The sequence below is a fragment of the Nocardioides xinjiangensis genome (assembly GCF_017916385.1).
In the GTDB taxonomy this organism is placed as follows: Bacteria; Actinomycetota; Actinomycetes; order Propionibacteriales; family Nocardioidaceae; genus Nocardioides; species Nocardioides xinjiangensis.
In genome coordinates this window covers 107,201-118,402 of record NZ_JAFMSW010000001.1, presented here as the reverse complement: position 1 = coordinate 118,402, position 11,202 = coordinate 107,201, and the positions used below count along the sequence as shown (strand labels likewise).

At 71.5% G+C, this 11,202-nt stretch carries 11 protein-coding genes; 5 read left to right on the top strand and 6 right to left on the bottom strand.

All coding sequences use genetic code 11. The annotated features are described in order from the left end of the window. Positions 1 to 160: 160 nt before the first annotated feature. The 5 genes from gap to J3P32_RS00590 are packed head-to-tail and all read left to right on the top strand — an operon-like array spanning position 161 to position 3,850. Positions 161 to 1,156, top strand: a complete 996-nt coding sequence (gap, locus tag J3P32_RS00610; RefSeq protein ID WP_210437652.1) for a type I glyceraldehyde-3-phosphate dehydrogenase — start codon at positions 161 to 163, stop codon at positions 1,154 to 1,156. 5 nt (positions 1,157 to 1,161) lie between these two features. Further along, complete coding sequence (locus J3P32_RS00605) at positions 1,162 to 2,376, top strand: phosphoglycerate kinase (RefSeq protein ID WP_210437651.1); 1,215 nt, start codon at positions 1,162 to 1,164, stop codon at positions 2,374 to 2,376. A 24-nt stretch (positions 2,377 to 2,400) separates the two neighbouring features. Beyond that, the gene (gene tpiA, locus J3P32_RS00600; protein ID WP_210440564.1) at positions 2,401 to 3,171 is read left to right on the top strand and encodes a triose-phosphate isomerase; all 771 of its coding nucleotides are present in this window, start codon (positions 2,401 to 2,403) and stop codon (positions 3,169 to 3,171) included. A gap of 43 nt (positions 3,172 to 3,214) precedes the next feature. Beyond that, positions 3,215 to 3,454 (top strand): preprotein translocase subunit SecG, encoded by a 240-nt coding sequence (secG, locus tag J3P32_RS00595; RefSeq protein WP_210437649.1) that lies wholly within the window; start codon positions 3,215 to 3,217, stop codon positions 3,452 to 3,454. Between the two features lie 33 nt (positions 3,455 to 3,487). Continuing rightward, positions 3,488 to 3,850, top strand: coding sequence for an RNA polymerase-binding protein RbpA (locus J3P32_RS00590; RefSeq protein ID WP_210437648.1), 363 nt, complete (start codon positions 3,488 to 3,490; stop codon positions 3,848 to 3,850). Between the two features lie 138 nt (positions 3,851 to 3,988). On the opposite strand, the gene J3P32_RS00585 is transcribed toward J3P32_RS00590, so the two are convergent. The 6 genes from J3P32_RS00585 to tal all read right to left on the bottom strand — a co-directional run bounded on the left by J3P32_RS00585 (position 3,989) and on the right by tal (position 11,182). Continuing rightward, the gene (locus J3P32_RS00585; RefSeq protein WP_210437647.1) at positions 3,989 to 4,939 is read right to left on the bottom strand and encodes a hypothetical protein; all 951 of its coding nucleotides are present in this window, start codon (positions 4,937 to 4,939) and stop codon (positions 3,989 to 3,991) included. A gap of 246 nt (positions 4,940 to 5,185) precedes the next feature. After that, positions 5,186 to 5,914, bottom strand: coding sequence for a 6-phosphogluconolactonase (gene pgl, locus J3P32_RS00580; RefSeq protein ID WP_210437645.1), 729 nt, complete (start codon positions 5,912 to 5,914; stop codon positions 5,186 to 5,188). Further along, complete coding sequence (locus tag J3P32_RS00575) at positions 5,911 to 6,822, bottom strand: glucose-6-phosphate dehydrogenase assembly protein OpcA (RefSeq protein WP_210437633.1); 912 nt, start codon at positions 6,820 to 6,822, stop codon at positions 5,911 to 5,913. The genes pgl and J3P32_RS00575 overlap by 4 nt, the downstream gene beginning before the upstream one ends. A gap of 75 nt (positions 6,823 to 6,897) precedes the next feature. Then, positions 6,898 to 8,421: a glucose-6-phosphate dehydrogenase gene (gene zwf, locus J3P32_RS00570; RefSeq protein ID WP_210437631.1), complete on the bottom strand. Its 1,524-nt coding sequence runs from the start codon at positions 8,419 to 8,421 to the stop codon at positions 6,898 to 6,900. Further along, positions 8,418 to 10,070: a glucose-6-phosphate isomerase gene (pgi, locus tag J3P32_RS00565; RefSeq protein ID WP_210437629.1), complete on the bottom strand. Its 1,653-nt coding sequence runs from the start codon at positions 10,068 to 10,070 to the stop codon at positions 8,418 to 8,420. The genes zwf and pgi overlap by 4 nt, the downstream gene beginning before the upstream one ends. Further along, on the bottom strand, positions 10,067 to 11,182 hold the full coding sequence (gene tal, locus J3P32_RS00560) for a transaldolase (RefSeq protein WP_210437627.1): 1,116 nt from the start codon (positions 11,180 to 11,182) through the stop codon (positions 10,067 to 10,069). Before tal ends, pgi begins: the two co-directional genes overlap by 4 nt. Positions 11,183 to 11,202 lie beyond the last annotated feature (20 nt).

Here is an 11,202-nt window from a genome sequence, read left to right as displayed (position 1 = left end):
CGCGCCCGCTGAGGCGTCGCGGCGATCCCCGGTTACCCGTCCGTACCGCGGGAGACTCCGGGCCGGGGCCCTCGCGGCTACCGATAGGGTCGGTGACGGTCACCGAAGGCCAGAGTCGTCGACGGGGTCACCGAAGGCCCCACACCTAGGAGACATGCACATGACCGTTCGCGTAGGCATCAACGGCTTCGGCCGCATCGGCCGCAACTTCTTCCGCGCCGTCCGCGCCTCCGGCGCCGACATCGAGATCGTCGGCGTCAACGACCTGACCGACAACGCGTCCCTGGCGCACCTGCTCAAGTTCGACTCGATCCTGGGGCGTCTCGACGCCGACGTGTCGAGCGACGAGTCCTCGATCAAGGTCGGCGACCAGACCATCCACGCGTTCGCCGAGCGCGACCCCTCCGCCCTCAAGTGGGGTGACATCGGCGCCGACGTCGTCGTCGAGTCCACCGGCTTCTTCACCGACGCGACCAAGGCGAAGGCCCACGTCGACGCCGGGGCCAAGAAGGTCATCATCTCCGCGCCGGCCTCCAACGAGGACATCACCATCGTGATGGGCGTGAACCACGAGCTCTACGACGGGTCCGCGCACACCGTCATCTCGAACGCCTCGTGCACCACGAACTGCCTGGCGCCCATGGCGAAGGCCCTCAACGACGGCCTCGGCATCAACAAGGGCCTGATGACCACCATCCACGCCTACACCGCCGACCAGAACCTCCAGGACAACATCCACAAGGACCCGCGCCGCGCCCGCGCCGCCGCCCTCAACATCGTGCCGACCTCGACCGGCGCCGCGAAGGCCATCGGCCTGGTGCTGCCCGAGCTCAAGGGCAAGCTCGACGGCTACGCGCTGCGCGTCCCGACCCCGACCGGCTCGCTCACCGACCTCTCGTTCGAGGCCTCGCGCGAGACCTCGGTCGACGAGGTCAACGAGATCGTCAAGGCGGCCGCGGACGGCAGGTACCTCCGCTACTCCACCGACCCGATCGTCTCCTCCGACATCGTCACCGACCCGGCGTCCTGCATCTTCGACGCGCCGCTGACCAAGGTCATCGGCAACCAGGTCAAGGTCGCCGGCTGGTACGACAACGAGTGGGGCTACTCCAACCGCCTCGCCGACCTGATCACCTACATCGGCGAGACGCTCTGACGTCGATGGTCGACCACACCGCAGGCATCGAGTCGCTGGGTGACCTGAGGGGCAGGCGCGTCCTGGTCCGCTCGGACCTCAACGTGCCCCTCGACGGCACCTCCATCACCGACGACGGCCGCATCCGGGCGAGCGTGCCGACGCTCCGGCAGCTGTCCGACGCAGGGGCCCGGGTGGTCGTCACCGCCCACCTGGGCCGCCCGGACGGCTCACCCGACCCGAGGTACTCGCTGCGCCCGGTCGCCGAGCGGCTCTCCGAGCTGCTCGGGCGCCCGGTCGCGTTCGCGACCGACACCGTCGGCGCGAGCGCCAGCGAGACGGTCGAGGGCCTCGCCGACGGTGGCGTCGCCCTGCTGGAGAACGTCCGGTTCAACGCCGGCGAGACCAGCAAGGACGACGCCGCCCGGGGCGCGTTCGCCGACGAGCTCGCCGCCCTGGCCGACGCCTTCGTCTCCGATGGCTTCGGCGTGGTCCACCGCAAGCAGGCCAGCGTGTACGACGTCGCGCAGCGGCTGCCCTCGGCCATGGGCGGGCTGGTCGCGGCCGAGGTCGACGTGCTGCGCCGACTCACCGAGCACCCCGACCGCCCCTACGTCGTGGTGCTCGGCGGCTCCAAGGTCTCCGACAAGCTCGGCGTCATCGACAACCTCATCGACAAGGCCGACAGGCTGCTCATCGGCGGCGGCATGGTGTTCACCTTCCTCAAGGCCCAGGGCCACGAGGTCGGCAGGAGCCTGCTCGAGGACGACCAGCTCGACACCTGCACCCGCTACCTCACCGAGGCGGCGGACCGCGGCGTGGAGATCGTGCTCCCGACCGACGTGGTGGTCGACACGGCGTTCCCGTCGGGCGACCGCGAGCCGCAACCCCGGGTCGTGCCCGCCTCGGAGATCCCGGCCGACGCGCTGGGGCTCGACATCGGGCCAAAGTCGTCCGCCGCGTTCGCGGCGGCGCTGGCCGACGCCCGCACCGTGTTCTGGAACGGTCCGATGGGCGTGTTCGAGGTCGAGGCGTTTGCCGAGGGCACCCGCGCCGTCGCCGAGGCGCTCACGAAGGTCGACGGCCTGTCCGTGGTCGGCGGCGGCGACTCCGCCGCGGCCGTGCGGCAGCTCGGCTTCGACGAGGCCGCGTTCGGCCACATCTCCACCGGCGGCGGCGCGTCGCTGGAGTTCCTGGAGGGCAAGCAGCTCCCGGGCATCGCCGTACTCGAGAAGGACTGACACGTGGCAGAGCGCACCCCGCTGATGGCGGGCAACTGGAAGATGAACCTCAACCACCAGGAAGCGGTGGTGCTGGTCCAGAAGCTCGCGTGGACGTTGTCGGACAAGCGGCACGACTACGGCAAGGTCGAGGTCGTCGTGGTGCCGCCGTTCACCGACATCCGCTCGGTGCAGACGCTCGTCGACGGCGACCGCCTCGCGATCCGCTACGGCGCGCAGGACGTCTCCGTGCACGACGAGGGCGCGTACACCGGCGAGATCTCGGCGGCGATGCTGGCCAAGCTGGGCTGCTCCTACGTCGTGGTCGGGCACTCCGAGCGCCGGATGTACCACAACGAGAGCGACGAGCTGGTCAACGCCAAGGCCCACAAGGCGCTGCACGCCGGGATGACCCCGATCGTGTGCGTCGGCGAGGGACTCGACGTACGCCAGGCCGGGGAGCACGTCCCGTTCACGCTGACCCAGGTGGACGGCTCGCTCGACGGGTTCACCGCCGAGCAGGTCGCCGGCCTGGTCGTGGCCTACGAGCCCGTGTGGGCCATCGGCACCGGCGAGGTGGCCACCCCCGACGACGCGCAGGAGGTCTGTGCGGCCATCCGCGCGCGGGTCCGCGAGGTCCACGGCGACGCGGCCGCGGACGGCCTCCGCATCCTCTACGGCGGGTCCGTCAAGGCCGCGAACGTCGGCGGGATCATGGAGAAGCCGGACGTCGACGGGTGCCTCGTCGGGGGCGCCAGCCTGCAGGTCGACGAGTTCGGCGGCATCTGCCGGTTCTACGACATGCCCGTGCTGTGAGGCGCTCGCCGATCCGCGGGCGACGTGACGTAGGCTTCCGCTCGTGATTCTGCTCTTCACCATCCTGCTCGTCGCATCGAGCGCGATCATGATCCTGCTGGTCCTGCTGCACAAGGGCCGCGGAGGCGGCCTGTCCGACATGTTCGGCGGTGGTGTCTCGAGCAGCCTGGGGGGATCGTCGGTGGCGGAGCGCAACCTCGACCGGTTCACGATCGGCATCGGCGTCATCTGGTTCGCCTGCATCGTCGCCCTGGGCCTGCTCATGGCCTACCAGGGCAACTGACCCCCCTCTGAAGTTCGACCGAAGGAGTCCCTCGTGGCTGGTGGTGGAGGAAACGCAATCCGGGGCAGCCGGGTCGGGGCCGGTCCCATGGGCGAGGCCGAGCGCGGCGAGGCCGCTCCGCGGCAGACCGTCACCTACTTCTGCAGTCACGACCACCGCTCGGTCGTGACCTTCGCGATCGAGGCGGCCGTGCCCGAGTCGTGGGACTGCCCCAAGTGCGGTCTGCCGGCCAGCCTGGACAGCGAGAACCCGCCGCCGGCGCCGAAGATCGAGCCCTACAAGACGCACCTCGCCTACGTGAAGGAGCGGCGCAGCGAGACCGAGGCGGCCGACATCCTCGACGAGGCCGTCGCGCTGCTGCGCAGCCGCCGCAAGGCCGGCGAGATCATCTTCTGACCGCCCGCCCGCCCGCGCGAGTGGGCGCGGGTGTCCCGCGCTAGGGCGCCGAGTGGGCGCGCGTGTCCCGCGCTAGGGGGCCGGGTGGGTGCGAGTGTCCCGCAGTAGGGCGCCGAGTGGTCGCGAGTGTCCCGCGCGTCACCGCCGGTCCCGTGCTCGACGTACGCCCGCCAGGATGATGTCGTCGAGCGTCGAGTTGCGCGCGTAGACGTCCGGGGTCCAGACCGGAGCGATCTCCCAGCCGGCGTCGCGGTCGAGCCAACGCAGGCGCTTCTCGTCCCGCGCTTCGGCTCGTGCTCCGGTGTGCCACTCGCGCCCCTGGAACTCGACACCGAACCTGATCTCCTCGTTGCCCACGTCGATGAGGGCGACGTTGGTCCCTGAGCGCACCTCGACCTGCGGCTCGGGCGGTGGCACGGGCAGTTGCTTCCACCGCCATCGCACGACCGTCTCGCCGCCGGACTGCGAGCGGCCGTCCGTGTGCGGAGCGACCGTACGCAGCGTGGTGACCCACCGCATGCCGGCGAAGCGATCGACGGCGTGCACGAGCTCGGGGACGGTGAACGTGCCGAGCCGGTGGAGCGCATCCAGCGCGGTGAGCGCGGGCTCCGGCCATCGCTGCCGGCCGAGGTCGAGCGCCGTCCGCAGCGGCGTCGTCATCCGGACGCCTCGTACGACGACGAGGTCCTCGTCGCGGAACGTACGCTGACCGCTCGCGACCAGCTTGTTGCGCAGCCGTCCCCGCCCGTCCGGGAGGTACATGGCGATGGGCTGGGTGCCGAGGTGCTCGTTCGGGAGCAGCAGCATGTCGGCGCCGTGCGCCCATCCGGCGTGCCGGTCGACCAGCACGGCGTCAGGCGGCACCACCAGGCGAAGGACGGCGATCCGCGTGGCGATGTCGTCCGCCAGCTGGGCAGGGACGAAGCAGTTGCGGATCGGGTTGCGGAGGAGCCCGGCGCCGGTCAGCGCAGGTAGCCACTTCCGCGGGAGCCCGGCGTCCAGCGCCGATCGCGTGGTGAAGGGACCGTCCAACGGGAGAGGGAAGCTGTCGTCGAGGTACGGCAGCTCGAGCCACGCGCGCAGGTTCATGACGACATCCCTGCCCGCGGGGGAAGCCGGGCACTCCGGTCCGTCACTGCCTGTGGACAGGCCGGGACGTTCGCGCCGACTCGGTGCGCTCAGACGCGACGTTCGCGCCGACTCGGTGCGCTCAGGCGGGATATTCGCGCCGACTCGAGCGCTCGCGCGGGACGTTCGCGCCCACTCGGGGCGCCCGGGCGGGACCCTCGCGCCCACTCGGCGGTTCGGGAGGGGACGCCCGCGCCCACTCGGGCGTCACAGACGGGAGGCGGCGTCCTCGTCGAGCCACCAGACGGTCTCCTCGCCCCGCGCGCCGCGCGCCGGGGTCTCGGTGACCGAACCGTCCTCCGCGAGCGCCCGCGCGACCGCCTCGGCCTTGCCGGCGCCGCTCGCGATGAACCACACCGAGCGCGATCGTGCGATCGCCTCGAACGTGAGCGAGACGCGGTCCGGGGGCGGCTTCGGCGAGTCGTGGACGGCGACCGCGACGGCGTCGCGGACCTCGAGCGCCGGGTGCCCCGGGAAGAGCGAGGCGCAGTGACCGTCGGGGCCGATGCCGAGCATCATCACCTCGAAGGAGCCGGCACCGTGCTCGCGCAAGGCGGCGTCGTAGGCGGCTGCGGCGTCCTCGGCCGTCGCCACCTGGTCGCTCGCGGGCACCTCGTGGACGTTGGCCGGGTCGACGGGGACGTGGTCGAGCAGTGCCTCCCGCGCTTGACCGGCGTTGCGGTCGGGCGAGCCGGCGGGCACGAAGCGCTCGTCGCCCCACCAGAACACCACGCGCGACCAGTCCACGGACGAGTCCGGCGCGCGGCGTGCCAGCTCGCGGTGCAGCGCCTCGGCGATCGTTCCGCCGGTGAGGCCGACGTGGGGCACCTCGCCACGGCCCTGGGCCGCCTCGAGCCGCTCGAGGAGCGCGGACGCCACGTCGCCGACGAGGACGTCCGCGTCCTGGTGCCGCCGGACCTCGGGGGCGCCGCTCACTTGTTCCCCCGCAGCTCGACCAGGCGCCGTGCCGTGGCCGCGTAGACGTCGTCCTCGTCGAGCCGCCGCAGCTCCTCGGCCAGTAGGGCCGGGACCTCGCGACGCTTGAGCGCCACCGGACGGTCGGGGCGGTGGGGGGAGGAGAACGTCGCCAGCCGGCCGTCGGCACGGGAGATGCGGATCGGCCCCTCCTCGGTGTCCATGCTGACCTCGGTGATGCCGGGCCCGTCGGAGTGCCCGCGGTCGACCTCGACCTCCAGCCGGTCGGTCAGCCAGGCGACGAGCAGGTCGGCGCTGGGGCTCACCCGCTCGGCCGTGACCTTGGCGCCGGTGACGTGGAGGGGGTGCTGGTCGAGCGCGGCGGCGAGGAGCGCGCGCCACGGCGTCAGCCGCGTCCAGCTCAGGTCGGTGTTCCCGGGGGCGTAGGCGCGGCACTGGTGCAGCATCGCGGTGCTCTTGCGCTGCGAGGCGGCGGCGGAGTCGGTGATGCGGCGCTGGGCCAGCGCGCCCAGGGAGTCGGCCGCAGGGTCGGCCGGCGCCGTCGTGGGCCACCAGATGGCGACGGGGGAGTCGGGGAGCAGCAGGGGCAGCACGACGGACTCCGCGTGGTCGACGACCTCGCCCTCGAGGCGGATCAGCGCGGTCTCGCCGCCCCATCCGTCCCCGCTGCCCACCTGCGCACTGACGCGAGCGGCGCCGCGCGTCTCGCCCAGGATCACGCCGAGCACGCGGGACGGGTGCTCGCGGGAGGCACGCTTCGCCGCGAACATCGCCTCCTCGGCGTCCTCCTCGGGGGCGACGATGATCAGCGTCATCACCATCCCCATGGCCGGGCTCCCGGCGCGGGTGCGCGCCCGGACGAACTCCGCGGCGATCTTCGAGGCGTTGGTGTCGGTGAGCTCGATCATCTCGGGGTCCCCTCGGTGGTGTTCGGCGGAGGAGCGGAGCGGGGGAGGCGAGGAGCAGCGTGGGGCGGGGTCATGTCAGGGCCTCCTCCACGTACGCCCGTCGCGGGCGAGCATCGCCACGGCGGACTCGGGTCCCCATGTGCCGGACTCGTACGGCTCGGGCCGGCCGTCCTTCTCCCAGTGGGCGATGACCGGGTCGAGCAGCTTCCAGGACAGCTCGACCTCCTCGTGGCGCGGGAACAGGGGCGGGTCGCCGAGCAGCACGTCGAGGATCAGCCGCTCGTAGGCCTCGGCGCTCGCCTCGGTGAACGAGCCGCCGTAGGCGAAGTCCATGTTGACGTCGCGGATCTCCATCGCCGTCCCGGGCACCTTGGAGCCGAACCGCATCGTCAGGCCCTCGTCGGGCTGCACCCTGATGACGAGGGCGTTCTGCGTGAGGTCCTCGGTGGCGGTCGAGGTGAACGGCAGGTGCGGAGCGCGCTTGAAGACCACGGCCACCTCGGTCACCCGCCTGCCGAGCCGCTTGCCGGTGCGCAGGTAGAACGGCACGCCCGCCCACCGCCGGGTCTCCACGTGCACGGTGATCGCGGCGAACGTCTCGGTCGCCGAGTCCTTGGCGATGCCCTCCTCGTCGGTGAAGCCGATGACCTTCTCGCCCCCGGCCCAGCCGGCGGTGTACTGCCCGCGCGCCGTGGTGGTGTCGAGCCGCGCCGGCAGCTGGGCCGAGGCGAGCACCTTCTGCTTCTCCAGCCGGAGGCTCTCCGCGTCGAAGGCCACCGGCTCCTCCATCGCGACGAGGGCCATCAGTTGGAGCAGGTGGTTCTGGATGACGTCACGGGCGGCGCCGATCCCGTCGTAGTAGCCGGCGCGGCCGCCGATGCCGATGTCCTCGGCCATGGTGATCTGCACGTGGTCGACGTAGTTGGCGTTCCAGATCGGCTCGAACATGTTGTTGGCGAAGCGCATCGCCAGGATGTTCTGCACCGTCTCCTTGCCGAGGTAGTGGTCGATGCGGAACACCGACCCGGACGGGAACACCCCGGCGAGCGTCTCGTTGAGCTCGCGCGCGGACTCCAGGTCGTGGCCGAACGGCTTCTCGACCACGACGCGGCGCCACTGCTCGGGACCCGGGTCGGCGAGGCCGTGCTCCTTGAGCTGTCCCACCACGGTGCCGAAGAACGCCGGGGGAATCGCCAGGTAGAACGCCATGTTGCCGCCGGTGCCGCGCAGCTCGTCGAGCTCCTGCACGGTGCGGCGCAGCTGGTCGAACGCCTCGTCGTCGTCGAAGTTGCCCGACACGAAGCGGAAGCCCTCGGACAGCTGCTTCCAGACCTCCTCGCGGAACGGCGTGCGCGCGTGCTCCTTGACCGCGTCGTGCACGATCTGCGCGAAGTCCTGGTCCTCCCAGTCGCGACGGGCGAACCCGACCAGGCTGAAGCCCGGGGGCAGCAGCCCGCGGTTCGCGAGGTCGTAGATCGCCGGCATGACCTTCTTGCGCGACAGGTCCCCGGTGACGCCGAACAGCACCATGCCGCAGGGACCGGCGATGCGCGGGAGCCGCCGGTCCTGCGGGTCGCGGAGGGGGTTGGCGGGACTCATCGGCCTCGGTTCTCCTGGTAGTAGCGGATGAGGGACTGGGTGGAGGGGTCCTGCTCGGCAGCGACCTCCGCGTCGCCGGCGACGGCCGGCCGCAGCTCCTGGGCGAGCTGCTTGCCGAGCTCGACGCCCCACTGGTCGAAGCTGTCGATGCCCCAGACCGCGCCCTCGACGAACGTGATGTGCTCGTAGAGCGCCACCAGCTGACCCAGCACGCCCGGCGTGAGCTCGGGGGCCATGATCGAGGTCGTCGGCCGGTTGCCGGGGAAGGTCCGCGCGGACACGAGGTCCTCGGCCACGCCCTCGGCACGCACCTCGTCCGCCGTCCTGCCGAAGGCCAGCGCCTTGGTCTGGGCGAGGAAGTTCGCCAGGAACAACTCGTGGACGTCGGTGTCACCGTCGGTGAGGGCGTACGACGGCCGCGCGAAGGCGATGAAGTCGGCCGGCACGAGCCGGGTGCCCTGGTGGATGAGCTGGTAGAAGGCGTGCTGGCCGTTGGTGCCGGGCTCGCCCCAGAACACCTCCCCGGTGTCGTAGCCGACCGCCTCGCCGTCCCAGCGCACGCCCTTGCCGTTGGACTCCATCGTGAGCTGCTGGAGGTAGGCGGGGAAGCGGTGGAGGAACTGGGCGTAGGGGAGGACGGCATGGGTGTGGGCGCCGAGGAAGTTGGTGTACCAGACGTTGAGCAGGCCCATCTTGAGCGGCACGTTGGCCGTGTCGGGGGCGGTGCGGAAGTGCTCGTCCATGGCGTGGAAGCCGGCCAGCATCTCGGTGAACCGCTCGGGTCCGACCGCGACCATGAGCGAGAGCCCGATCGCGGAGTCCATCGAGTAGCGGCCGCCCACCCAGTCCCAGAACCCGAACGCGTTGTCGGGGTCGATGCCGAAGTCGGCGACCTTGTCGAGCGCGGTGGAGACGGCGACGAAGTGCTGCGCCACCGCGGCGGACGGGTCGGTGCCGGCGGGCAGCCGCTCGAGCAGCCACGCCTTGCACAGCCGCGCGTTGGTGAGCGTCTCCAGGGTCCCGAAGGTCTTGCTCGAGACGATGAAGAGCGTGGTCTCGGGATCGAGGCCCTTCAGCTCCTGCCCGGCGTCGGTCGGGTCGATGTTGCTGATGAACCGGCAGCTGAGCCCTTCCTGCCGGTAGGGCTCGAGCGCCTCGTAGGCCATCACAGGCCCGAGGTCCGAGCCGCCGATCCCGATGTTGACCACCGTGGCGATGCGCCTGCCGGTGGCGCCCGTCCAGTCACCGGAGCGCACCCGCTCGGCGAAGTCGTACGCGCGGGCGAGCACGTCGTGCACCTCCGGGACGACGTCGTGGCCGTCGACGACCAGCGACGCGCCGGCCGGGAGCCGGAGCGCGGTGTGGAGCACCGCCCGGTCCTCGGTGACGTTGATGTGCTCCCCGGCGAACATCGCCCGTCGGCGGCCGTGGAGGTCGACCTCCTCGGCGAGCGCGAGCAGCGCCGCCTCCACCTCGTCGTCGAACAGGTTCTTCGACAGGTCGACGTGGAGGTCGGCGGCGACCAGGGTCTGCTGCTCGACCCAGGCCGGGGTCAGGGTGGAGCGCAGGTCCGGCCGGGGGGCCGCTGCGAGCCCCGCCAGCCGCGTCCAGGCCGTCGTGGTGGTCGGGTCGACGGGCCCGGTGCTCATGCGCGGGCGGAGTCGAGGGACGCCGACAGCGTCGACTGCAGCTCGTCCCAGGCGGTGACGAACTTGTCGACACCTTCCTTGATGAGGGCCTCGATCACGTCGTCGTAGTCGATCCCCGCCTCGGCGAGCGCGTGCATGTGGGCGTGGGCGTCGTCGTAGAAGGGCCGCACCCGGTCGCCGCGCACCTCGCCGTGGTCGGCGACGGCGTCCAGGGTCTTCTCGGGCATCGTGTTGACCGTGCCCTCGACGACGAGGTCGACGACGTACATCGTGTCGTCGTAGTCGGGGTTCTTGACGCCGGTCGAGGCCCACAGCGGGCGCTGCTTGCGGGCGCCCTTGGCGGCCAGCGCCTCCCAGCGCTCGCCGGTGAAGAACTCCTCGTACATCTGGAACGCCAGCCGGGCGTTGGCGACGCCGGCCTTGCCCCGCAGCGAGGGGTCGGTGCCCGGGCCCTCGCTGACCGCCTCGAGGCGCTTGTCGATCTCGGTGTCGACGCGGGAGACGAAGAAGGAGGCGACGGAGTGGATGCCGGCGAGGTCGTGGCCGTTGTCGGCGGCCCGCTCGAGCCCGGTCACGTAGGCCTCCATGACGTTGCGGTACTGCTCGAGGCCGAAGATCAGCGTGACGTTGACCGAGATGCCGGCGGCGAGGGTCTCGGTGATGGCGGGCCACCCCTCCTTGGTGCCGGGGATCTTGATCATCACGTTGGGCTCGCCGACGGTCTCGTGGAGGATCGCCGCCTCCTTCACCGTCTCGGCGGTGTCGTGGGCCAGGCCGGGGGAGACCTCGATCGACACGCGGCCGTCGACGCCGTCGGTCGCGTCGAACACCGGGCGCATGACCTTGCACGCCTCGCGGACGTCGTCGGTGGTGATGACCAGCGTCGCCCGGTCGACGTCGGCGCCCTCGGCGGCGAGCTGGCGCACCTGCGCGTCGTAGCGCTCGCCGTCGGCCAGCGCCGACTGGAAGATCGCCGGGTTGGAGGTCACCCCGACGACGTGCTTGTCCCGCACCAGGTCGGCGAGGTTGCCGGTCTCGAGCCGCTCGCGGGACAGGTCGTCGAGCCAGATGGACACCCCGGCGTCAGCCAGGGCCTTGAGACGGTCGGACATGTGTGCCTCCTGGGGGTGGG

Coding starts and splice junctions, on each gene's coding strand:
- gap (WP_210437652.1), top strand. CDS start 161: ATGACCGTTCGCGTAGGCATCAACGGCTTCGGCCGCATCGGCCGCAAC.
- J3P32_RS00605 (WP_210437651.1), top strand. CDS start 1,162: ATGGTCGACCACACCGCAGGCATCGAGTCGCTGGGTGACCTGAGGGGC.
- tpiA (WP_210440564.1), top strand. CDS start 2,401: ATGGCGGGCAACTGGAAGATGAACCTCAACCACCAGGAAGCGGTGGTG.
- J3P32_RS00585 (WP_210437647.1), bottom strand. CDS start 4,939: ATGAACCTGCGCGCGTGGCTCGAGCTGCCGTACCTCGACGACAGCTTC.
- J3P32_RS00575 (WP_210437633.1), bottom strand. CDS start 6,822: ATGATCGAGCTCACCGACACCAACGCCTCGAAGATCGCCGCGGAGTTC.
- zwf (WP_210437631.1), bottom strand. CDS start 8,421: ATGAGTCCCGCCAACCCCCTCCGCGACCCGCAGGACCGGCGGCTCCCG.
- pgi (WP_210437629.1), bottom strand. CDS start 10,070: ATGAGCACCGGGCCCGTCGACCCGACCACCACGACGGCCTGGACGCGG.
- tal (WP_210437627.1), bottom strand. CDS start 11,182: ATGTCCGACCGTCTCAAGGCCCTGGCTGACGCCGGGGTGTCCATCTGG.